Origin of the sequence: Wolbachia endosymbiont (group A) of Myopa testacea (assembly GCF_964027115.1) — a bacterium.
GTDB lineage: Bacteria > Pseudomonadota > Alphaproteobacteria > Rickettsiales > Anaplasmataceae > Wolbachia.
This window is the reverse complement of record NZ_OZ034729.1, coordinates 1-22,713: the sequence shown is the minus strand read 5'-3', so window position 1 is coordinate 22,713 and position 22,713 is coordinate 1. Positions and strand designations below refer to the sequence as shown.

General features: G+C 34.5%; 19 protein-coding genes and 1 pseudogene. 7 read left to right on the top strand and 13 right to left on the bottom strand.

Annotated features, from left to right (window positions below):
• Positions 1-71: 71 nt before the first annotated feature.
• Positions 72-1,568: a proton-conducting transporter membrane subunit gene (locus AAGD91_RS00100; protein ID WP_341821032.1), complete on the top strand. Its 1,497-nt coding sequence runs from the start codon at positions 72-74 to the stop codon at positions 1,566-1,568.
• On the opposite strand, the gene AAGD91_RS00095 is transcribed toward AAGD91_RS00100, so the two are convergent.
• The 5 genes from AAGD91_RS00095 to AAGD91_RS00075 all read right to left on the bottom strand — a co-directional run bounded on the left by AAGD91_RS00095 (position 1,565) and on the right by AAGD91_RS00075 (position 5,178).
• Positions 1,565-2,236, bottom strand: a complete 672-nt coding sequence (locus AAGD91_RS00095; RefSeq protein ID WP_341821030.1) for a VirB8/TrbF family protein — start codon at positions 2,234-2,236, stop codon at positions 1,565-1,567. The genes AAGD91_RS00100 and AAGD91_RS00095 overlap by 4 nt on opposite strands.
• Before the next feature lie 58 nt (positions 2,237-2,294).
• Positions 2,295-3,089, bottom strand: a complete 795-nt coding sequence (locus AAGD91_RS00090; RefSeq protein WP_253309489.1) for a hypothetical protein — start codon at positions 3,087-3,089, stop codon at positions 2,295-2,297.
• Between the two features lie 73 nt (positions 3,090-3,162).
• The gene (locus AAGD91_RS00085) at positions 3,163-3,984 is read right to left on the bottom strand and encodes a DNA polymerase III subunit delta' (RefSeq protein ID WP_341821028.1); all 822 of its coding nucleotides are present in this window, start codon (positions 3,982-3,984) and stop codon (positions 3,163-3,165) included.
• A 17-nt stretch (positions 3,985-4,001) separates the two neighbouring features.
• Positions 4,002-4,589: an L-threonylcarbamoyladenylate synthase gene (locus AAGD91_RS00080; protein ID WP_341821026.1), complete on the bottom strand. Its 588-nt coding sequence runs from the start codon at positions 4,587-4,589 to the stop codon at positions 4,002-4,004.
• A 118-nt stretch (positions 4,590-4,707) separates the two neighbouring features.
• Entirely contained in the window at positions 4,708-5,178 is a 471-nt protein-coding gene (locus AAGD91_RS00075) for a hypothetical protein (RefSeq protein ID WP_341821025.1), read from the bottom strand.
• A 75-nt stretch (positions 5,179-5,253) separates the two neighbouring features.
• Here AAGD91_RS00075 and miaA point away from each other — a divergent pair, with 75 nt between their 5' ends.
• Positions 5,254-6,141, top strand: coding sequence for a tRNA (adenosine(37)-N6)-dimethylallyltransferase MiaA (gene miaA, locus AAGD91_RS00070; RefSeq protein ID WP_341821024.1), 888 nt, complete (start codon positions 5,254-5,256; stop codon positions 6,139-6,141).
• Positions 6,142-6,162: 21 nt separating this feature from the next.
• Here miaA and AAGD91_RS00065 read toward each other — a convergent pair whose 3' ends face one another.
• A complete protein-coding gene (locus AAGD91_RS00065) occupies positions 6,163-7,032 on the bottom strand; it encodes a hypothetical protein (RefSeq protein WP_341821023.1) in 870 nt (289 codons plus the stop codon).
• 170 nt (positions 7,033-7,202) lie between these two features.
• On the opposite strand from AAGD91_RS00065, the gene recG reads away from it, so the two are divergent.
• Positions 7,203-9,224 (top strand): ATP-dependent DNA helicase RecG, encoded by a 2,022-nt coding sequence (recG, locus tag AAGD91_RS00060; RefSeq protein ID WP_341821022.1) that lies wholly within the window; start codon positions 7,203-7,205, stop codon positions 9,222-9,224.
• A 643-nt stretch (positions 9,225-9,867) separates the two neighbouring features.
• Here recG and cgtA read toward each other — a convergent pair.
• Genes cgtA through murC form a run of 3 tightly spaced genes read right to left on the bottom strand, consistent with a single transcriptional unit; the run spans position 9,868 to position 13,725 of the window.
• The gene (gene cgtA, locus AAGD91_RS00055; protein WP_264731761.1) at positions 9,868-10,890 is read right to left on the bottom strand and encodes an Obg family GTPase CgtA; all 1,023 of its coding nucleotides are present in this window, start codon (positions 10,888-10,890) and stop codon (positions 9,868-9,870) included.
• The gene (gene eno / locus AAGD91_RS00050; protein WP_341821021.1) at positions 10,878-12,143 is read right to left on the bottom strand and encodes a phosphopyruvate hydratase; all 1,266 of its coding nucleotides are present in this window, start codon (positions 12,141-12,143) and stop codon (positions 10,878-10,880) included. Before eno ends, cgtA begins: the two co-directional genes overlap by 13 nt.
• Positions 12,144-12,147: 4 nt before the next feature.
• The gene (gene murC / locus AAGD91_RS00045; protein ID WP_341821019.1) at positions 12,148-13,725 is read right to left on the bottom strand and encodes a UDP-N-acetylmuramate--L-alanine ligase; all 1,578 of its coding nucleotides are present in this window, start codon (positions 13,723-13,725) and stop codon (positions 12,148-12,150) included.
• A 26-nt stretch (positions 13,726-13,751) separates the two neighbouring features.
• Between murC and AAGD91_RS00040 the strand changes: the two genes are divergently transcribed.
• From AAGD91_RS00040 to AAGD91_RS00030, 3 genes are all read left to right on the top strand, one after another.
• Positions 13,752-14,426 carry a septal ring lytic transglycosylase RlpA family protein gene (locus AAGD91_RS00040; RefSeq protein WP_341821018.1) on the top strand — a complete coding sequence of 225 codons (675 nt, stop codon included), beginning with the start codon at positions 13,752-13,754 and terminating at the stop codon, positions 14,424-14,426.
• Between the two features lie 253 nt (positions 14,427-14,679).
• Entirely contained in the window at positions 14,680-14,934 is a 255-nt protein-coding gene (locus AAGD91_RS00035) for an ATP-binding protein (protein WP_341821017.1), read from the top strand.
• A 96-nt stretch (positions 14,935-15,030) separates the two neighbouring features.
• Positions 15,031-16,059 (top strand): hypothetical protein, encoded by a 1,029-nt coding sequence (locus AAGD91_RS00030; protein ID WP_341821016.1) that lies wholly within the window; start codon positions 15,031-15,033, stop codon positions 16,057-16,059.
• Between the two features lie 815 nt (positions 16,060-16,874).
• Here the strand turns inward: AAGD91_RS00030 and glyA are convergent.
• Both glyA and AAGD91_RS00020 read right to left on the bottom strand, forming a co-directional pair.
• Positions 16,875-18,152, bottom strand: a complete 1,278-nt coding sequence (glyA, locus tag AAGD91_RS00025; RefSeq protein ID WP_341821015.1) for a serine hydroxymethyltransferase — start codon at positions 18,150-18,152, stop codon at positions 16,875-16,877.
• Positions 18,153-18,198: 46 nt separating this feature from the next.
• Complete coding sequence (locus AAGD91_RS00020) at positions 18,199-19,404, bottom strand: MFS transporter (RefSeq protein WP_341821527.1); 1,206 nt, start codon at positions 19,402-19,404, stop codon at positions 18,199-18,201.
• A gap of 488 nt (positions 19,405-19,892) precedes the next feature.
• On the opposite strand from AAGD91_RS00020, the pseudogene AAGD91_RS00015 reads away from it, so the two are divergent.
• Positions 19,893-20,381: pseudogene (locus AAGD91_RS00015) on the top strand (hypothetical protein).
• A gap of 53 nt (positions 20,382-20,434) precedes the next feature.
• On the opposite strand, the gene AAGD91_RS00010 reads toward AAGD91_RS00015, so the two are convergent.
• The gene (locus AAGD91_RS00010; protein WP_341821014.1) at positions 20,435-21,628 is read right to left on the bottom strand and encodes a pyridoxal phosphate-dependent aminotransferase; all 1,194 of its coding nucleotides are present in this window, start codon (positions 21,626-21,628) and stop codon (positions 20,435-20,437) included.
• 69 nt (positions 21,629-21,697) lie between these two features.
• Entirely contained in the window at positions 21,698-22,693 is a 996-nt protein-coding gene (gene hemE / locus AAGD91_RS00005) for a uroporphyrinogen decarboxylase (protein ID WP_410541934.1), read from the bottom strand.
• Positions 22,694-22,713 lie beyond the last annotated feature (20 nt).

Sequence of the window (22,713 nt, the reverse complement as noted above, 5' to 3'; positions counted from 1 at the left end):
TTTACCAAAAAAACATGGCGGTTTTTCTATGATTTGAGTATAATTCTAGCTTTACCTAAACAGAAAATTTAATGGACTATATCTTAATGTATCTTTCCTTACCATTTTTAATTACTGAGAATTACTTATTAATTACTGCGTTGATTCCGCTTTTAAGTGCTTTTGTTATCTTTTTTACTGGTAAATGGCCCGGAGTGAACAATAGTATTACTGTCATTTCTTCTGTACTTCTGTTTACGTATACGTGTCTGTGCACTTTATATTGGGTATATGGTGATCATTCTCAATTTATTCTCATGGATTTTGGTAATAATTTGCACATTAGTTTAAAGCTAGAGTCTACCGGAGTAATATTCAGTTTATTAATATCGTTTTTATGGATACTAACCAGTATATATGCAATATGTTATATGCAGAATAACTATGCTGATAGCAATCACTCAAGTTTTCTATGCTTTTTTTCAATATCGATTAGCTGTGCAATGTTTATTGCTTTTTCTGGAGATTTGCTCACTACATTTGTTTTTTATGAGCTTCTAACTATTAGTACATACCCTCTGGTTACTTACAACTCAACAAATGAATCAATGATTGCAGGGCGCTATTACTTTGGCGTGCTATTTTTCTCTTCTTTAGTATTATTTTTTCCTGCAATAGGCCTTTTATATAATGAATTTCATACTTTAGACTTTGTAAGTGGTGGAATATTCAAATTTGATACTTCACTCATCACTTTCATTGCAGTGTGTTTTGCTATGCTGATTTATGGAATAGGAAAAGCTGCATTAATGCCAATGCATTTTTGGTTACCAAAAGCAATGGTTGCACCAACTCCTGTGAGTGCATTATTACATGCTGTTGCTGTTGTGAAATCCGGAGTTTTCATCATCATAAAAGTTATATTATACACTTTCGGCGTCGATAACATACAACGTTTTGTGCAGCAAAATTGGTTTGCTGGAGGGTGGCTTCCGTACGCTGCTGGATTTACTATTATTACTGCATCATTGATTGCATTAAAGCAAAAAGAATTAAAGAAATTGCTTGCTTACTCTACCATCTCTCAATTGTCGTATATTATATTATTTGCTTCAATTTTTAGTGAGCTCAGCATGAGGGTTGCAATTTTTCAATTAGTTTGCCACGCATTTGCAAAAATCACTTTGTTTTTCATTGCCGGAGCAATAATAACGAAAACAGGTGAGAAATATATAGATAAGATTCACGGTATAGGACGCAGTATGCCAATTAACATGACAGCATTTGCTATAGGTGCATTGTCTATGATAGGGGTGCCGCCTGCTCCGACTTTTTGGGGTAAATTTCTCATTTTTCAAGCTGTTTTCAACTCTGGCAATGTAATACTTTCTGTGTTTGTAACTCTAGTGTTAATTGTTAGTACTATACTTAACGCTCTGTACTTTTTACCGATAATTTACAATGCCTTTTTCTTAAAACCTTCTCAGAATTACTTTATTAAAAAAACGCCAATTCTTCTAGTTTTACCTCCAGTTATTACTGGTACATGCACTTTAGTTATTTTTTTTAGCTACCAAGTAATATTTTAAAATCTGTATTTATAACCATTAACAATAAATTTAAATGGTATTATACCAGCCAGAGTTGCTTTTATACTCGACAAAGTGAAGCTAATCTCCACAGTATGATCTTTCACCTCCTTATTTTGCTCGGTTGTAAAAACTACAGTAGCATTTCCAGCAAATGTAACTAAGTCCTTGGTCGATCGATCAATAGATAATGTTATTACATTTATGTTGGTAGTTTTTCTTTTGGATGAAGGTGAACTAACAGCTTCATTGTTCGTTTTTTCCTGAAAGCCTTGATAGATTTTATGTATAGAATTGTTTCTTATAAAATTTTCTTGGTACTTCGGTTCAACGATCTTAATGGACTCGTATATTTCAATGTATTTACTTATTAAGTACCTCGCTGTAGAAGTGTATTCATCTTCCTTTTTACTGAAACTAAGCTTATGCATTGCAGAGAACTCATCTTCTGTGTGGTTCATGTACTTCACAAAATTTAAATCTTTTTTAACAGGAAATAACAGGTATATGTTTAATATTAATAAACATAAGCATACTAGGAGAAGCGATACTATTAATGCCATCCAAGATCTTTCTGCTACACAAAACAGATACCTATGGCAGTACCATTCGACTGCTTTACTGAAATAACTTTTGTTTTTTACTGATTCAAGCAATTTATCTTCCATAACACAATGCTACCAAACCCAATTATAATAACAATAAGATTAGATACTCTAAAAAACTTTAAAATATGTCTAAATTTTCCAAAATAGGATGAATGATTATATCACCTTGTTCTGCAATAAGGTAGAATTTATCGATTTTGCTCACATCTACATTGATCATTTTTACACTGAAATTTTCAGGATTGTAAATATTACTTTCAGCACTTTTGTGATAATTATAATAATGTAATTTATTTTGATCATCAAAATAACCAAATTCATCAGCGAGGGTTCCCACTTTGCTACCTTTACCACTTTTGACTAGCTCAAATAGATCAATTGCATGGTTTTGAGATCCAGGCTCAATAGGCCCTTCTGCAGCAAAAAACTTAGGTGCATGACCAACGTATTCCTTAAATTTTAGATTATGAGTCTTTTTTACACTACCAAAATCCACAAACTTATATTCATCTGAAACGCCAGAATATTGTGGATCATACTTTTTATATTCAAAAAACTCATTACCTAAAAAATTACAAAACGTTAATTTATAATCATCATGATCGGATTTAACGACTTTAAGGTAATGAAAATCTCTAGGAATCTTTACTTCCTCTTCCGTGATATGATTACGTACAACAAGCTCACCATTTAGCATATGATAGCCAATTTTTGGCAAAGTAGCTATATTGATTGCCTTGTTTAGCTTAAAATTTGCTTCATAAATGCCGCTTAACAACTCCTTTCCTTTTTCTAAGGTGACGTCCTGGTCTAAAGCTATATTCTTGATTGAACTTAATTCTTTCTGCATGTTTAGTATGGCTTTCGTCAAAACTTCTATTGATTGCCATACAGTTAATTTATTATCAGTCAAATTATACACTTCGAGTATTAAATTAACAGAATTTTATCATGAATTTATGTTAAAAGTATTATACTTTGTAAACTTATGTCATGATATTAACTACATTAGCTAAAACATGCTTTTTATCTAAGTGAAGTTGCTTAGCAACAACGAAAAGTTCATCTATTTTTTTCCACTGACCTAGTAAAATTTCAACACCATTTACCTCTCTCTTTATGCTTTCTAAAATGAAGGCCTGAATTATATATGATGCTAGTTCTAGTTCGATTTCGCTATTAATTACTTTATTAATCATATTGGGATTCTTTAAATCATAAAGAAATTTATAAAAGCATTTGTATGCTTCATAAGCATCACTACTTATTGCATTTATTATCATTCCTGGCATTCCAGGAAATAAAGTAATCATTTCGTCAAACGTTTGATCATCAAATTTACATTGAGATGAAGCAACTTGCTTTGTTTCGTCATAAGTTAATGGAAGTAAATTTAGCTGAAAGCACCTACACTGGATAGTAGTTTGTATATCATATGGCTTATGGCTAATTATAAATATCTTAGAATTTTTTGGCGGCTCTTCTAATATTTTCAATATTGCGTTTTTAGCGTTATTAGTCATTGCCTCTAAGCTATCTATTATAGATATTTTGTGTTCTGATTGAATGGGACTTAAGTGTAGAAAGTTTTTCATTTCTCTGACTTTTTCTATTCCGATAGTATCACCTTCAACAATGTGTAAGTCCAATGCTACTTCATTATAGCTTTTTATGAGTAACCAATTGGAGAAGGATTTTGCAAGTGTTGCTTTTCCTATACCTTTTTTACCACAGATCAGCCAAGACTGAACAGATAAGTTGTTCATTATTTTTTTTTTGGCCTGGTTGTGACCTATTACTTTTTTCATTCTTTCTCCTATAGATCTTAGTTTGAAAATGCATTGGTTACTGTTTGTAATAAAATTGCACCTTCCCTTAAAACCTTAATCTTATCTTCGGTTAAGTCAATAATAGTAGATTCTATACCAGAAACTAATTCATCATCTTCAATCACTGCAGATAAATTTTGCTTAATGGATTGTGGTATATCGTCTGCCTTACATACACTTTTTTCTCCTGAAATATTTATACTAGTTGCAACTATTGGAACTTTCAGTTTGTTTAGTATTGAAATTGCAATAGGATGCTCAGGGATTCTGATGCCTATACTATCTTTAAAGAATTCGTTTGGCAATATATTATTGTTTTTAAGTGGTAAAATATAGGTAATCGGTCCAGGAGAAAAGTGATTTACTAAACCAATATACTTTTTCTCTAGCTTTGCTATTCTCATCAAGCTGCAAATATCACTAACAAATATAGACAGTGGTTTATTTTGAGAGCGTTTCTTTATCTGATATATTTTTCCTATAGATTCATTATTTAATGCATTACAAGCAAGAGCATACACTGTTTCTGTTGGAAAACACACTAACAAGTTGTTCTGTATTGCATTTATTATTTTAGATACCATATAGCTAAAAACTTATTCATAACAACTAGATCAGTTTTGTTGCATTGTATCTTATATAGTAACTGCTAGTTTTTGTGAACGTAATGCAACGCAGCTTACCATTTGTTATGCAGACTTGCTACAACCCAAACTCTTCATTGACTTTATCAACTATTGCCTGTGGTGGATCCTCTCCCCATCCTGAATACAAAATCTCTCCATAGTCTGCAACATCTATAGAGCCAGTTCTGCTTTTTGCTAGAAACATTTCTCTTTTCTCTTTATCAACTAATACATAATGCCACGCTGATTTTCCACGATCTTTACCACGGACTAAATATATAAGATCTGACCTACTTCTTTTTGTTGCATCAGCAAAAGATCTTTTATTGACAGTTCTGCTTTTACTTTTTATGCCGCCACTTTCAGAAAAAGCTTCCTTGGATTCGGTTTTTTTGTTTGCTAATTCAGAAATTTTCCCTTTTTCCCCTAATGCCCGTTCTTTGGTGTTTTGAGACGAATACTTACTGGAAAAACCTTCCCCTGTAACGCCAGGAGTCCTGTTTGTGAAACGCTTAATAAATGAATTATTGTCGTTGTTTTCTGCCATAAAAATCTCCAAACTTTAGATTGTAGGACCCAAATTTTTACTACACTCTATCATACGTTAATTAAATTAATATAAATGAAAAATAATATAGTAATTATTACAGGAATTACAGCTTCAGGTAAATCAGAATTGTGTGATAACCTGATAAAAAAATATAATAATATCAGCATAATAAATTGTGATTCAAAGCAGGTATATGAAGAAATTCCCATAATTACTGCTCAACCACTAAAGCAAGAAGAATTTTATAAATTATATGGTTATGTTTCAGCAAAAGAAAATTATTCCGTGGGTCTATGGTTAGAGGATTTAGAAAAAGAAGTTAATCACGCATTAGAAAATGCTCAAATACCTATCATCACTGGAGGAAGCGGGCTTTACATCAGCAGTTTAATCAAAGGCTTATCATCAATGCCACAAATAAGTCAGAAAGTAAGGAAAAATGTAAGCGAATTAAGGAAAAATTTAAGTAAAGAGGAGTTTTACAAATTAGTGCTAAGCAAAGATCCAAGGATTCAAGGTAAAGTATTCATGAATGACTCGCACCGCCTTTCAAGGGCACTTGAAGTTATCACTGAAACTGGTAAGACAATCTTTGTATGGCAAGAAAATAGACAGCCTCCTTTATTCGATAATTTTAAGATATATACAATTTTGCCTAAACGTGAGGATGTATACCAAAAAATAAATTCTCGTTTTATCAAAATGATCGAAAATGGAGCAATTGATGAAGTAAAAAAGCTACTTAGTATGAACTTAGCTCCACATTTGCCAGCTATGAAAGCACATGGAGTGCCAGAAATTGTAAAGTATTTGAAAGGTGAGATTACTTTAGACGAAGCGATACAGATTGCTCAAACAAACACAAGACACTACGCAAAACGCCAGTACACTTGGTTTAAAAACCAGTTCCCAAGTTCTGAAGTGATTGATTTTGTGGAAGAATTTTCACTTTTCTTTTGAATAGATGCAGTTTTTTTACTACTATTTGTCCAATATAGTCTCAATGCTATTAATTGGTGGCTTGATTTCTTTTAGGGTACTATTTACTTTCAATGGTTTACTAAAGCTGCTTATCATTGTAATTGTACCGTCCTCTTCTGTTACTTTTATGTCATTAGTATGGCCAAAAATTTTCTCAATCAATTGAAGGAAAATCTCTTTAATGACATCAAATAAACTTTTACTTTGTTGCATTTCATTGACAACTGGAAAGTTTTTTAGTTCTTCAGGAATAGTAAGGGATAATTTACCATCTTCACATGTTACATTTTTATCACCTTGAGACTTAAGTGTGAATTCTAGCGAGCTATCCAATTTACATAATTCTTCTTCCAGTTCTGCAAAAGTGCGAACTGCAATTTTTTCTTCAATTCTGATTGCCGCATAACTTGGATCACTACAATTAATATGTGTTACATGATTAGACCGAAACAATAACCCATATGTTTCAACTAAATGAAGGATAGGTGCTCCTTTACCATACAATGCACCCACATAAGTAGCCTGGTTACAATTAGTGATTAGTTCTTCTAGAATAGAATCACTTGGAACTTCTGCTTCAGCATATTCAAATAGCTCTGTAAAAACTTGTTTTACAAATTGGCGGTACTTATTTTTGTCATTTGAAATGAGGTTGGTATGTTTATTATATAATTCATCAACAAGCTCTTCTGTTATAACTTTGTTCTGAATAACAAGTTTCATTCTTGGAAGATCTACGTACATAGTTGCACCAGAATTCGCTTCAGCATTATCTTTGCCAGCCCTTAACCTGCTAAAACCAAACTTTTCTGCTTGAGCTTTTAGTGTAACTATTGGATTTTCCTTTTCTTGTGGTATAAAGCTATTCATTGTTAATACCCTGTATATGAATTACTAATAGTATAATAGTACATAAAAATGATTAATAAATCAATAAAAATATTTTATATAAACGCAAGTTCTATGATAGCAAATAGTTTGACTATAAGGTGACAGGATCTTAAGAAGACTCTATTATTGATAAACAGTTTTACACATGTATGAATCTCAATGAGCAATCAGATGTGCTAACTTTTCTAAATAGCAATCTGCCTAACGCAATATTGCCTAAACTTTGTGGTGGGGACAAAGTGATGGACCTGCTATTTTATAGGCCACTTAGTTATGTAGATAGAAGTAAGTCACTGCCCGATGCTCAAGCTGGAGAATTTATAACTTTTATTGCAAAAGTTTATGAGCATCAGTCGCCCACTTTTAGAGGTAGACCATATAAAATAGTCGTTGAAAGTGAGAGTCAGTATATATTCATAGTCTTTTTTAATCACTCAGTTAAGTATTTATATAAACTATTTCCAGTTGGAGCCTATGTAATCATCAGTGGCAAACTCGAAAAATTTGCTGAGCATTGGCAGATTACTCATCCAGATTACGTGTCGCTTGACATCAACCAATTTAAAGAAATAGCTCGCATAGAGCCAGTCTACCAATTATGCCGTTGCATTACCAATAAGAGCATTGGGAACATAATAAGCTCTAACCTGAAAGAATTGCCTGATTTGCCAGAGTGGATAGATGATACATTAATCAAGCAAAAAAAATGGCTAAGTTGGAGGGAAAGCATCATAAAGTTGCACAGACCAAGCTCATTGGCGGAAGCCGAGGTTTGTAGAAAAAGGCTTGCTTATGATGAATTGTTTGCGTATCAGCTAGCACTGAAACTTGCAAGAGAAAATCACGTAAAAAAAAGGGGAAGAGAATTTATAGTATTGAATAAATATAAAGAGCAAGTTTTAAATGAATTATCGTTTCAATTAACAAACGATCAAATTCGTGCAATAGATGAAATTTCAGAGAGGCAAAAATCCAAGTATCGCATGATGAGCTTGCTGCAAGGTGATGTTGGTAGTGGCAAAACCGTAGTTGCACTTTTTGCGATGCTAAATGTGGTAGAAAACAACATGCAGGTAGCTCTAATGGCACCGACTACTATCTTGGCGGAGCAACATTATAATTGGATTGAGGAAGTTTTATCCTGCACCGATATAAAAGTTGCGCTGCTTACTGGTAAAACTTCGCGCAAGGAAAGAAAGATTATCATGAACGAACTTGCAAGTGGTGTTTTAAATATAGTGATTGGCACCCACGCGTTATTTCAAGCTAACGTTACATTTAAAAATTTAGGGCTTGCAGTCATAGACGAGCAACAGCGATTTGGAGTGATGCAGAGAAATCGCTTGGTAGGAAAAGGAGAAAATGCCGATATACTTTTCGTTACTGCAACTCCCATTCCAAGAACCTTGCAGCAAGCTATGTATGGTGACGTTGAATGTTCAATTTTGAGAGAAAAACCAAAATCCAGATTGCCAATAAAAACTGTAACTATGAACATTAGTAGGGTGCTAGATGTTATTGAAAAGCTAAAAGGTGCTATAAACAGGGGCGAAAAAGCATATTGGATTTGTCCATATATAGAAGAAAACGAAGAGACCAATATTGCTGCAGCAGAGATACGTTTTCAGGAATTACAAAAAACATTTTTTGATAGAGTCGGGATAATACACGGAAAATTGACTCAGGAGCAGAAAGATCAAGTTATGTTTTCCTTCAAAAGAAATGAATTTTCTTTGCTTGTTGCAACCACTGTGATAGAAGTTGGTATAGATGTGCCAGATGCAACCATTATGATTATAGAAAATGCAGAGCAATTTGGGTTATCGCAATTACATCAGTTAAGAGGCAGAGTAGGGCGAGGAAACAAGCCATCTTTTTGTGTATTATTATACGATGATTTAGGTAAAAGCTCATCTTCAAAGTTAAAGATCATGTGTGAGTCACAGGACGGATTTTACATTGCTGAAAGGGATATGATGCTAAGAGGCAGTGGAGATATTTTAGGCACAAAACAATCAGGATGTATGGAATTTAAATTTGCTGATTTATATCAGGACAAAGAGCTGCTCAATCTCGCGTATAATAACGCAAAAGGCGCAATGGCTAATTTTGAATTACTGCTTGATATATTTGAATATAGAAGTAGATTACATTTTTCAAAATTTCAGTAGGAAAACTTCTTATCCAGGTAGCTCGCAGAAACGAATTAAATGCAAAAATTCCTTGACAAACTCCGCCAGCCCCCTTATCATGACAGTGAAGCTATTGTATTTGCTTTCGCCAATCTGCAGATTAAAAGGTAAGGATTACTTAATGTATCGGCGTCTTATGTTCAATTTTTTGCAGTATATAGATACTGTATGTCTTTACAAAACTTCATCTACATCTAGATTTTTATCTAAATAAGCTGAACGCGCTTACAAAGCATTACAAGACATCAAAAAATGCCAATACTCGACAAAGATAGTAAAGGACTAGCTAACTCGGGGATTCTTTGTCCTTTTTTCTGCTTGGTAAACTTCTTAAACATTTGCAGCGTAGGTTAGTTGCAATTAAAAGCAGCTTAATCTCGCTTATCAAGCGTTTAAAACATAAAAAACGCCAATATTTTAAAGCGGATAATAACCACGGGGCTTCTTTTGCCTTTTTTTCCATTTGGTAAATTTCTTAAATATTTATAGCTAACATGAACTGGGCAGTGCGTCACGCGCTGACCATTTACTGTGCAAATCACCTTCAAAAACAAACGTTCATACACATATATTCTAGTTATATGATAAAATAAATGAAAAACATCAATTATCTAAATGAAATTCACATCTTAAAAGGATCATATACATCGATTTCCTTAGAATTACTCTTTTTCAATTTTTCACTTAATAATCTTAAAATAGGCTGTAAATCACCATTAATTGATAAGCACAGCACTTCTTTATTAAGATAATTGGCTAGGTGATTCTTCTTTTCCAGAATTTCTGCTTCTCTCAGCAAGTCGCATTTGTTTAATACTACAATCTCTTCTTTTTCAACAAGATCACCATTGTAAAGTTCCAATTCATTATGGATACAACTATAAGCCGAAACAACGTCATCATGAGTTACATCGATTAAATGAAGTAAAATTTGACACCTTTCTATGTGCTTTAAAAATTTATGTCCGAGCCCAACCCCAAGGTGAGCATCGGTGATTATTCCAGGAATATCTGCTATTACAACTTCGCTATCATCCACTTTTGTCACACCTAAGTGGGGTCTTACGGTGGTAAATGGATAATCGCCTACTTTTGTATCGGAATTTGAGCAGCGAGTCAAAAATTTTGATTTACCTGCGTTTGGCATGCCAATAATTCCAACATCTGATAAAACTTTTAGTTTTAATAATACATGTTTTTCTTCGCCAGGCTGACCGTAAGTAAAATGTCTTGGTGCCTTATTAGTAGAAGATTTAAAATTAGTATTTCCAAGTCCACCTTTTCCACCCTGTGCTACTTGAAATTCCATACCAGGCTTGTCAAGGTCTACTATTATCTCTTCACTTTCTTCATCAATTATTTGTGCACCGACTGGAACTCGAAGTATAACGTCTTTCCCTGCTGTGCCAGATCTATCCCTGCCTGCACCATTTTTCCCATTATCTGCTTTAATGTGTCTTCTATAACGAAAATGAAGCAAAGTGTTGAGATTAGCGTCGCTGATGAAAACTATGTTTCCACCCTTTCCTCCATTACCACCATTTGGACCACCAAATTCAACGAACTTTTCTCGACGAAAACTTGCACAACCGTCACCACCATCACCGGCTTTTAAGTACAATTTTACTTCGTCTATAAAACCCATGCTAACCCACGATAATACTTAGCATCTTTTCCTAATGTGCCTTCTATTCTCATTAGCTCGTTATACTTCGCGAGCCTATCAGAACGCGACAGCGACCCGGTTTTTATTTGCCCGCAATTTGATGCAACTGCTATATGAGATATTGTTGTGTCTTCTGTTTCACCTGAGCGGTGAGAAATAACAGCTTTGTAGTTGTTTGATTTTGCCATTTCAATAGCAGCAAAAGTTTCTGTTAACGTCCCTATTTGATTTGGCTTGATCAGTACAGCATTTGCCATTTTTTCTTCTATTCCTTTGCCTATTAGTTCACAATTTGTAACAAATAAATCATCCCCAACCAATTGAATTTTACTCCCCAATTTTGCAGTAAGTAATTTCCAACCTTCGTAATCGTCTTCACTCATTGCATCTTCTATAGAAATTATTGGATATCTTTCCACAAGATTACAATAATATTCAGTCAATTCTTTTGAAGTAAGCTCTTTATTTTCAAATTTGTAAATTCCATCTTCATAAAAAGTAGATGAAGCAACATCAAGGCCTAGTGCAAAGTGATTTCGCATTGAATAACCGACAGATTCTACAGCCTGGATTATCAGATTAAGAGCTTCTTCAGTGCTCTCAACATTTGGTGCAAAACCACCTTCATCTCCTACGTTTGTGCTATAACCCTTTTTCTTAAGAATGCTACGTAAGTTGTGGAACACCTCCGCAGATATTCTGATTGCTTCACTGAAAGTCTCAGCACCGACCGGAAGAATCATGAATTCTTGGAAATCGAGCTTATTGTCTGCATGTACTCCACCATTAATTATGTTAATGAGTGGAACCGGCATCTGCTCTCCTCCCAAATATCTATATAGCGGCATTTTGAAACTGTTTGCTGCTGCTTTTGCAACCGCAAGAGACACACCCAAAGTTGCATTTGCTCCAAGTTTAGATTTATTTTTTGTTCCATCTAGTGCAATTAATGCTTTATCAATTGCACTTTGGTTTGTTGCATCCATGCCAATGATTTCATTTGCTATCACTCCATTTACAGCTTGAACAGCTTTCAGCACTCCTTTACCACAATACCTTTTCTCATCTTGGTCTCTGAGTTCCAAGGCTTCTAATTTACCAGTTGAAGCTCCAGAAGGTACAGAGGCCCTACCTATTGCTCCATCACAGAGTTCAATTTCCACCTCAACAGTGGGGTAACCCCTGCTATCTAAAATTTCTCTTGCAAATACGTTGTTGATTATCTTATTCATCGCATTAAACCTTAACTTCTGCAATAAGTGCTGCAGTTTCCTTTGCCAATTTAGCTATATTACTACCAGCACCAATAAATAATACTATATCACCTGGACTTGTCGAATCACTAATAAAATGTGAAATGAGTAGAGAATCATTCATGATTTTTACGCTATCAAACCCATTACTGATTAAAGCTTTTTGTATATCATCAATCCCACAACCAGGAATAGGCTTGTCTTCTGGGGGATGAATAGGAGTAAGGATTACATAGTCAAACATCATAAAGATCCTTATGAATTCACAAAAAAAATTACGAACGCGAGCAAAACGAAGTGGTTCGATAATTCCTATTACTTTTCCTTTAGTAATCGAACGTGCAGCCGTTAAAGTTGTATATATTTCATTTGGATGATGGGCATAATCCTCAATTAACTTAACACCTTTAATATTGGCAATCAAAGAGAATCTTCTTGCTACTCCTTGAAATTCCAAAAGGCCTTTTTTAATCTCTGCATTGCTAATCCCGAGCTTTATCGCAACTGATATTGCAGCCAAGGCGTTGCTGACCTTATGCATCCCTATTGCGTTTGCTAGTATTACATTTTTTATGTTTCTGGATTCCAGTGTCAAGCACTGGAATGACAGAAGGTGATGGGATAACACCTGTTTTTCTGTCATTCCAGTGCTTGACACTGGAATCCAGTTGTTCAACACGTCAAATTCTATGCTGTTAGCACGCTGTTTAATGTTACTTGCTCTGACATTACTCACTTTGGCAAAGCGTGACGCTGATTTTTTTTTCTGGATCCCAGTGTCAGCTACTTGGATGACAATGTCATCATCCTCAAATCCAAACATCATAGAGTTACTTGCATCATAATTAATGCCTACAGAATCAGGCAAAACTGCAAAACCTGCTTTGCTTATAAACTGAGAAAACGCATTTTTAATATCGTCGAATGTACCATAATGATCCATATGATCGTCGTTAATACTCGTTATGACAGCAATATTTGCAGGAATTTTTAGCATGGTTCCATCAGACTCATCAGCTTCGATTAAAAAAATGTCACTCTTTCCAAGTCTTGAATTACTCTGATACGAATTTAGTATTCCTCCTACAATTACAGTTGCATCAATATTAGAATGATCAAAAATAGAAGCAATCATAGCCGTTGTTGTCGTCTTTCCACTTGAACCTGAAACTGCTATCACATATTTATCTTTCATAATTTCAGTAAGTATGTCTGATCTATGCAAAATGGTTTTATTGTTATTTCTCGCTGTTACTAACTCCACATTATCAGATTCTATCGCAGAAGAATGTACAACTATTTGAGCTTGGCTTATATTATTAGTATTGTGACCAATAAAAACCTCTATGCCCAGCCTTTGTAATCTATCTACATTGTTGTTTGATTGTGCATCACTGCCTTGAACTTTGTAATTGGAATTGTGAAGAATTTCAGCAATGGCACTCATTCCGATTCCACCTATACCAATTATATGTATTATTCTTTTTTGAGTTTTGTTAATATTTAGCAGTAGATGTTTACTCATTACTAAATTTATTATAGTATAATTTAAAATCCTCATAGTATCGAACCCTCTTACCGAATACAATGATAAAAAACCTAGCCTTCCTATGTCTAATATTTGTTTTGATGAGTAGTTGCAGTTTTAGCAACAGGTTTAATTGCACTGCAGGTCATTACAAAATTGGCAGCAGCTACACAATAAATGGTATAACTTATTATCCAAAAAACTGTAAACACTATGAAGAGATAGGGATAGCGTCGTGGTATGGAATAGAAGATCATGGCACGCTTACAGCAAATGGTGAAGTGTTTAACCGTCACTTGATCTCTGCAGCGCATAAGACTTTGCCCCTACCCTGCTTTGCTCTTGTCACTAATTTAGAAAATGGAAGAAAGCTTGTTGTAAGGATTAACGATAGAGGGCCTTTTATTGAAGGCAGAATAATAGACTTATCAGAAAAAGCAGCTCAAGTCTTAGGATTTCATAAAGTAGGGCTTGCAAAGGTAAAAGTCCAATACCTAAGAAAGATGTCAGAACAATTGATACAAAATACTCCTCATTACAGAAAGCAATATGAAAAAGAAATGCAGAAACGTCACCCGAAACAAGACAGTGCAGAAAGTAAGGGATATGTTGCATTTTTTAAAAGTGCTCAGGCTGCTAAATCAACTGCATCAAAGCTTCGCAATCAAGGAATAAAAAATGTTAGATTGCTTTTTAAGAACGATCAATATTGCGTGAAAGTGAGTTATAGGTAGTGGTGAGTGCAGAATTCGAAAGATTTGGTTAATGTAAGAAACGCTGGCTAACTATTGTAAGTTAAAAATGTAATATAAAAAAGATATCAACAATTTATAGCTATACCGCCGCGGATAGATCCCGCTAACAAGCAGCGGGATGACGAATTTGTCGTTTTTCAAATTGTCGGTAAATCTAAGTCAGTTTAGCTATAGCACTATAGAGACAAAGATCAAAATTTACTTATTTACGTCTCCAATTTCATTGTGTATAATGGAGAGAAAGATTGATATTTCGTATTTTATATCTCCATCATTTATTGGTAGGCAAACCGAGTTGAAGCAACTGCTGGAGCTTACGGAAAAAAACACTGCATCTTTTGTAGTAGTCAAAGGAAGGCGTCGTATAGGAAAAAGTCGTTTAATTCAAGAGTTTGGTAAACATTTCGAACAACATTACTCATTTGCAGGTTTGCCACCAGAAAAGCATACTACAACATCCCACCAACTTAATGAATTGTCTAGATAAGTTTCTAGACAATTTAATACATCTTTTGCTAGATATGACGACTGGAGTGACTTACTATGGGCAGTTGGTGAACGTTTACTATCTGGCAAAATATTATTGCTCCTTGATGAAATTTCTTGGATGGGCTCAAAAGATCCAACTTTTTTAGGCAAAATAAAGAATTTTTGGGATACACAGCTAAAAAATAATAACAAGCTAATTTTTGTTGTCTGTGGATCTGCATCATCTTGGATCGAGAAAAATATACTTAGTAGTACTGGTTTTGTAGGAAGAATATCGTTGACTTTAACACTCGGGGAGTTATCACTTTCTGATTGCAATGAATTTTGGCCAAAAAATATTTCAGCATACGAAAAGTTTAAGGTGCTTGCAGTAACCGGTGGAATTCCAAAATATTTAGAAGAGGTAAATTTTAGACACAGTGCTGAAAGAAATATTAAAACGCTTTGTTTTACAAAAGGTGGATTTTTAGTTGAGGAGTTTGACCAAATATTTTCAGATCTATTCATGCGAAAAACAGCTTTTTATAAGCAAATAGTGAGAGCTCTTTCTACTGGAGCTAAAGAACAGGAAGAAATTTGTACTGCTTTAAAAATTGCAAGACACGGACGCATTTCTGAGTATCTATATGAGCTCGAGCTTGCCGGTTTTATTGCAAAGGATCATACTTGGGATATAAAAACGGGTACTGATTCACGACTCAGGAAGTACAGACTTCAAGATAATTATTTAAGGTTTTATCTAAAATATATTGAAAAAAATCTAGGAAAAATTAATCGCGACACCTACTCTATAGGGTTACTTACATCTCTACCAGAGTGGCATACAATTATTGGACTTCAGTTTGAAAATTTGGTGCTTAACAATAGAAAGAGCATATATAATATCTTGAGAATTGATGGAATAGTAAGCGAAAATCCATTTTTTCAGAGGAAGACAGGTGCTGGTTGTCAAATTGATTACATGATTCAAACAAGGTTTAATACCCTCTACATTTGCGAAATCAAATTTTCAAAAAATAAAATCGGTCATTCAATAATACAAGAAGTACAAAAGAAAATAGATACACTAAAGCGTCCAAAAGTTTTTCATGCCGTCCAGTTCTTATTCACGTTAATGGTGTGAGTGATGACGTTATAGATAGTGATTACTTTTCAAACATAATTGATTTTGGAGAATTATTGAATTGTAAGTAATTCTTGCTCTACTTTTTCAACTTTGTGTTGTTTAACATTGGAACAAGATTCCAGATGACATCTTTCATGAACTCTTATTATAACAATGTCCGTACAGATGTGTGCCACGCGCTGGAATGACAGCAGTCCTACGTCATACCGCCGCGGTATCTCTAGATCCCGCTAACAAGCAGCGAGATGACGGTTGTCATGGTGTCATGAAAGTAGCTGACACTGGTTTCCATCCAATAGGGTGTCATCCCAGTGCCCTGACTACTTGGATCCAGAAAACTTAACTCTACACCAAGTAAATGTACAATAAGAACTAGATTCCAGACTGGAATGACATCATAGGGGCACTGGGATGACAAAAAAAGGAGCGCTGACCATTTTCGGTCTCTTAAGTTACTTTAGCCATAAATACTTAAGGAATTTACTAAACGAAAAAAAAGGCAAAAGAAGCCCCGTGGTGCGAGTTTTGACCCTATAATAATTTAAACTGGCGCTGTAATAATGTGCTGACGCTTAGTTTAAGCGCGGTTTGGCTGAATGTAGAAAAAATTTAAAAGACATGCAGCCGCTATAATTTTATGTAATCCGCCAAAAAATACCCTAAGTTTTTTACTGAATTTTGTCATTGAACCTGCGCAGATCAAAAACAAGTTTTGAGTCACAAATACCCTTAATACTACAATAAGGGAGCTGGCAAAGCTTGTCAAGCAACTTTTTCCGTTTCTACCAGCTACTTGGATGATACCACATAAATCAATAAATAGGAAAATTACTACAAATCTTTTCAACTTTAGTTTTTACTGCTTTTTCGACACTTGAGCTATTTCCGCTGATTAATCCCTGAACCACTTCATTTACTAGGCTGGCTATCTCTTTAAAATTTTCTGCCTCAAGTCCGCGTGTTGTCTCAGCAGCGGTGCCAAAACGGAGCCCTGAAGTGATGGTTGGCTTTTCTGTATCAAATGGTACAGAGTTTTTATTGCAGGTAATGCCAGCCCTCTCAAGGCTATCTACAACGTCTTTTCCAGTTAATTTCTGCGATCTTAAGTCAACTAGCACTATATGAGAGTCAGTGCCACCGGTTATAATGTCGAGTCCATGCTTTTGCAATTCTTGAGCTAGTACTTTCGCATTTTCCACGATTTTCTTGCTATAAGTTTTAAACTCTGGCGCTAATGCTTCTTTAAATGCAACAGCTTTTGCAGCTATTACATGCATAAGTGGCCCGCCCTGCAATCCTGGAAAAACTGCAGATTGAATTTTTTTGTGTAATATTTCATCATTGGTCATCACTATTCCACCACGAGGACCACGCAAAGTTTTGTGAGTCGTGGAAGTCATAACATGTGCATATTCAGCAGGAGATGGATATTCGCCCGCTGCAATAAGCCCTGCATAGTGAGCAATGTCTGCAAGCAAATAAGCACCAACTTTATCTGCAATTTCGCGAAAGCGTTTGAAGTTCATTTTTCTCGGATAAGCAGAAGCACCAGCTATGATCAATTTTGGTTTATGCTCCAGCGCCAGCTTTTCTATCTCATCCATATTGAGCAGATAAGTATCTTTGTTAACTGTATACTGAATTGACTTAAACCATTTACCAGAAAGGCTTGGTGCCGCACCATGAGTTAGATGTCCACCGCAACTCAGTGATAATCCAAGTATTGTATCGCCTGGAGTAAGCAGTGAAGCAAATACCGCCTGATTTGCCTGAGAACCAGAGTGAGGTTGAACGTTTGCAAATTTAACACCGAACAGCTTACAAAGTCTTTCTATAGCTAGACTTTCAACTTTGTCCACATGCTCACAACCACAGTAATACCTTTTGCCTGGATAGCCTTCTGCATATTTATTAGTCAGAAAAGAGCCTTGTGTTTCCATTACTGCTTTACTTGCAAAATTCTCTGATGCAATTAATTGCAATTGTGACTTTTGACGTTGTAACTCTTTTTCTATAAACTGATAAACCTCGTTATCAAAAGACTTTAAACTATTTTTAGAGCGACAGATTTTTTTTAAAACACTCATCATAGATCAAACCTCGCTTTAATTTTAAGATGCACAAGCAATTTTAAGACTACTTATCCTGCTTTTTTAACCATAAGAGCCCAAAAACAGCTATTAGCAAACATACAGGAATAATAGATGTTGCTTTTATTAGCAATTCAGCACTATACACAGGATTTCCTTGCATTACTGTTCTATCCCAACACAAATTTATTATTTTTGCGATTCCAGTGTGAAAAAAATAGCCAAAACCCATGACTATCATGTTTGACACAGCTGTAGCTAAGCCTACTAAGTTATTATTTACATAACTTAGTGCTTTATAAATTGTAACTACTTGATATCCAGATGCAAAGCCGATAATAAAAAGCGTAGGTAATACAACATACAAGCCACCAATCTGAGTAAAAAGTAATAGAAAACCGGCGATCATTGCAAATGAGCATGAAATTATTACTTCATAATGCTTATTTTTATACTTTTCCAATAAATAAGCCAAAAAGAATGATCCTGTTAACATTCCTATCAATATTACGGAAGAGAGAGAAGATGCCAAGCCTTCATTCATTTCATATACTTCAAAAAAGAATGCTTTCGCCCAACCATCAGCAAAACCTTGCATTGGACCGACCATGAGTCCACCAAAAAAGCTAATTAGAATAATATGCTTGTTGAAAAGTATGTTTTTCAAGTCTCTAATGCTAACTTTTTCCTGTTGAGCATTGCTTTCAGGCGTTACTAAGAACAGTAACAGAGCAAGTAAACACCCGAACGCTGAGAAGGTATAGATAACATAATTCCAGCCAAATTTATTGAGTAAGAAGTCTAACGGTAATCCGCCACATATCCCCCCTAAAGTTCCTATAATTATGGATAAACTAGCCATTCTTGCTGATTTTTCTTGCGCAAAATACATGCTTGCAACTTTAAAAAGCCCAATTGCTGAAGCGGATGAACCAATTCCAACGACTATTCTGCCAAGTATTGAATAATACCACTCATCAAAACATATAAGCGGTAATGTTCCGGTAAATGTTAAAACAATACAAGCAGGCAAAACAAATTTTGGCCCAAATCTATCAAGGAAAAGACCAACAGGTATATGAGCTAGCGTATAGCCTACATAGTATAACCCACCAAACTGGCCAACATCTGTAATACTTATGTTAAATTTTGTTATCAATCCAGGCGCAATTATGTTTGGAATTACGCGTAATATATATTGGTACGCATAAAACAGTGACGCCAACAACCAGATTAAAAAATTCCTCTGCAGTACTTTACCCCAAAGCTAGTATTATAGATACTCTGTTTATAGAAAACAATATTTTTATGAATACTTATTTTAATTTACCGGAATTTTATACAGTTGAACTCATAGCCAACATAAGTAGTTTATGCATTAACTAAATTTTCCAGGTTCAAGTTTGGATGATAGAAAAAGTTCACTTTTTCTATTTTTAAAAGAGACCTTTTATTTTACTTATAATTTTTTCTACCATATCTACAACTGGCTCATGAATAAGGTATATGAAAAAAATTACACTACAAATGACAAGTATATTTATGATTTTGCCCTTATTCATCTTTATCTTGAGCTTCACTTTTGTTACAAGATCCATTTTATTTATGTTTTTATTTCATGCTAACAATTATATATTAAACACTATAATTTTCAGTAAAATTTGACTTCAGAAGTACCCTATTAACTCAATATTAACCTTTCTACATGTAAAATAGTTAATATAACATTGAGGTAGGTTGATGAACATAAGCACAATAGATAATACATTGCAAAATTACATAACAAAATACATTGAACAAACATTCGCTACACATGTGTCAGGCAATAGATATGACAAATTGTATAGGGAACTTCTAAGTGGCATAGAAGAGATAATAAAACTCACTATAAACGAAGCAAAACATTATGACAAAAGTTTGTAAAATCTATATAACGATTCAAGATTTAATAAGAAATTTATTCAAGCTGTTGCTAAACATCAGGTGTCGGAATTTTTAAATACTCACCCGAAAAGAAAAGAAATTGTTGCAAAATTTTACAATGAACATCACATTAACGAAAGTGATTTAAAGACTCTGGAGAAAGGGAAAGATTTAGTAAATAAAATAAATAACATTAACTTACTGCAACGAAATGAAAAAAATGAGGAATTCAATATTAGAAAGACACTTGCTCACTCAATAAAAACGCCTTCCATAGAAAAATACAAGTTAGAACATTCAAGATAACCTTAGTGAATATTTTTGACGCGGTGAAATGGGTAATTTATGGATAGTCTATTTCATTTTAACTCCTGGCACGCTTTAGTAATACTATCACATCCAATTTCTAATTGTTTCTGAGAGGTTGCATAAGAAATTCTGATAAAATTTTCTAGACCAAACGCAATTCCTGGAACCACAGCAACTAAATGATCCTCTAGCAGGTATTCAGTGAAATCAAGATCATTATTTATTACTTTACCACTTTTTGTACTCTTACTGAGCAATCCTTCACACGAGACAAATAAATAAAATGCGCCTTGCGGAATGGATGCTGATAATCCCGGAGCAGAATTTAGCTTTTTCACCATAAAATCTCTACGACTCTTAAAAATCCTTGTTCTTTCTTTCAAAAAACTATGGTCACCGTTTAATGCTGCTGCTGCTGCTGCTTGTGCTATCGAATTTGGGTTAGAAGTGCTCTGAGACTGCAGCGTAGAGATAGCTTTTACTACATCACTTCTACCTGCAATATACCCTATTCTCCAGCCTGTCATTGCATAGGCTTTTGACACTCCATTGACTAAAAAAACTCTGTTGTAAAGCTTTGGCTCAACCTGAGTGATAGTAAAAAACTTTTCGTCGTATATTATATGCTCATAAATATCATCTGTAACGACATTCACATGTGGATATTCAAGCAATATTTGTGCTATGTCTTTCAATTCATCATATGTGTACACAACTCCTGCAGGATTGTTCGGTGAGTTAAGAATTAACCATTTAGTTTTTTTAGTTATCCTGCTTTTCAATAATTCCGCTGTCAGTTTAAAATTTTGTTTGCATTCCACTACAACTGGTAAGCCCCCAAAAAGATTTACCATATCAACATATGAAACCCAATAAGGAGCTGGAATAATAACTTCATCTCCAGAGTTAATTGTTGCCATAAACAAATTGAATAACACCTGCTTAGCGCCAGTACCAACACAGATTTGGTTAAACGTGTACTCGAGGTTATTATCCCTTCTTAACTTATTAATTATTGCTTCTTTCAGCTCACGCGTTCCATCAACAGCAGTATACTTAGTTTTACCTTCACTTATTGCTTGAATAGCTGCTTTTTTTATATGATCTGGAGTATCAAAATCCGGTTCTCCTGCAGCTAAAACACAGATCTTTTTTCCCTCATTTTTCAACTTATTTGCCTTATCAGTTACAGCAATCGTAGGTGATGGTTTTATTAGGGACATTCTTTTTGCAAGGTCTGACATATCTTACTGAAGCTAAATTCAAATGATAAACCCTGTACAGTAAAAAAGCTAGGAATTTTGTGTATTGTATTAGTAGCTTTTTACCAAATTCACCAACGCAGTGATATTTTCAACTGGAGTATCAGGGAATACTCCATGTCCGAGATTAAATATGAAGGGTGAATCTCTAAAGCAATCTATTATACGTTTTGCTTCTTTTATTGCTTCCGTTTTATTATAGGCTAAAAGATTAGGATCAAGATTTCCTTGTAGAGGGATTTTAAGATTCGCTTTCGCCCATTCTATTGGGACATTATAATCTATACTTACTGCAGATACACCTGTTTGTTCACAGTAATCCTTATAAAGATTTCCAGCAGACCTTGGAAATCCTATTATTGGAAAATCAGAAAATCTATCCTTTATTGCCAAGGTAATTCTCTTTGTTGGTTCGATAACATATTCTTTAAACAATGGTTCCGATAATGCACCAGCATTACTGTCAAATAGCTGAATAACATCTGCTCCAAATTCTATCTGTTTAATTAGATAAATAATCGTTGCTTCCGTTATTCGTTCAATTATTTCCTTCAAATACGAAGGGTAAAAATTTAATACTTTGGAAAAAGTTTTGCTGCTTCCACCTTCTATGATATATGAAGCTACTGTCCATGGGCCACCAGCAAATCCTATAAGAGGCTTTTTTTTTGATAGCTGACTTCTGACTTTCTTTATAGCGTTTAGAATTGGTAAAATTTTAGCTTCAATGTCTTGTGGACTTTTCAATTCTTTAGGATTCTTTATAGGTTTTATTCTCGGGCCCACATTGCGCAGGAAATTCACGTCACAACCCAAAACATCAGCTATTATTAAAATGTCTGAAAAAATTATCGCCGCATCCACGTCAAATCTTGTCACTGGCTGTAACGTCAATTCTGTCACTAAATCTGTGTTGTAGCATATCTCCATAAAATTATTCATATTTTCCACTGCTTTGCGGTACTCAGGAAGAGACCTGCCAGCCTGACGCATTAGCCAGATAGGCACTCTTTCACCTGGCTCATTTTCTTTGATAATTTCTACTATTGTTGTTTTACTGCTTTCCA

What these genes read in the sequence shown, in the direction of transcription:
- AAGD91_RS00095 (WP_341821030.1), bottom strand. Translation starts at nt 2,236, where the DNA reads ATGGAAGATAAATTGCTTGAATCAGTAAAAAACAAAAGTTATTTCAGT.
- AAGD91_RS00075 (WP_341821025.1), bottom strand. Translation starts at nt 5,178, where the DNA reads ATGGCAGAAAACAACGACAATAATTCATTTATTAAGCGTTTCACAAAC.
- AAGD91_RS00080 (WP_341821026.1), bottom strand. Translation starts at nt 4,589, where the DNA reads ATGGTATCTAAAATAATAAATGCAATACAGAACAACTTGTTAGTGTGT.
- eno (WP_341821021.1), bottom strand. Translation starts at nt 12,143, where the DNA reads ATGAATAAGATAATCAACAACGTATTTGCAAGAGAAATTTTAGATAGC.
- AAGD91_RS00040 (WP_341821018.1), top strand. Translation starts at nt 13,752, where the DNA reads ATGATAAAAAACCTAGCCTTCCTATGTCTAATATTTGTTTTGATGAGT.
- recG (WP_341821022.1), top strand. Translation starts at nt 7,203, where the DNA reads ATGAATCTCAATGAGCAATCAGATGTGCTAACTTTTCTAAATAGCAAT.
- AAGD91_RS00085 (WP_341821028.1), bottom strand. Translation starts at nt 3,984, where the DNA reads ATGAAAAAAGTAATAGGTCACAACCAGGCCAAAAAAAAAATAATGAAC.
- AAGD91_RS00010 (WP_341821014.1), bottom strand. Translation starts at nt 21,628, where the DNA reads ATGTCAGACCTTGCAAAAAGAATGTCCCTAATAAAACCATCACCTACG.
- murC (WP_341821019.1), bottom strand. Translation starts at nt 13,725, where the DNA reads ATGAGGATTTTAAATTATACTATAATAAATTTAGTAATGAGTAAACAT.
- cgtA (WP_264731761.1), bottom strand. Translation starts at nt 10,890, where the DNA reads ATGGGTTTTATAGACGAAGTAAAATTGTACTTAAAAGCCGGTGATGGT.
- miaA (WP_341821024.1), top strand. Translation starts at nt 5,254, where the DNA reads ATGAAAAATAATATAGTAATTATTACAGGAATTACAGCTTCAGGTAAA.
- AAGD91_RS00065 (WP_341821023.1), bottom strand. Translation starts at nt 7,032, where the DNA reads ATGAATAGCTTTATACCACAAGAAAAGGAAAATCCAATAGTTACACTA.
- AAGD91_RS00100 (WP_341821032.1), top strand. Translation starts at nt 72, where the DNA reads ATGGACTATATCTTAATGTATCTTTCCTTACCATTTTTAATTACTGAG.
- glyA (WP_341821015.1), bottom strand. Translation starts at nt 18,152, where the DNA reads ATGATGAGTGTTTTAAAAAAAATCTGTCGCTCTAAAAATAGTTTAAAG.
- AAGD91_RS00035 (WP_341821017.1), top strand. Translation starts at nt 14,680, where the DNA reads ATGGAGAGAAAGATTGATATTTCGTATTTTATATCTCCATCATTTATT.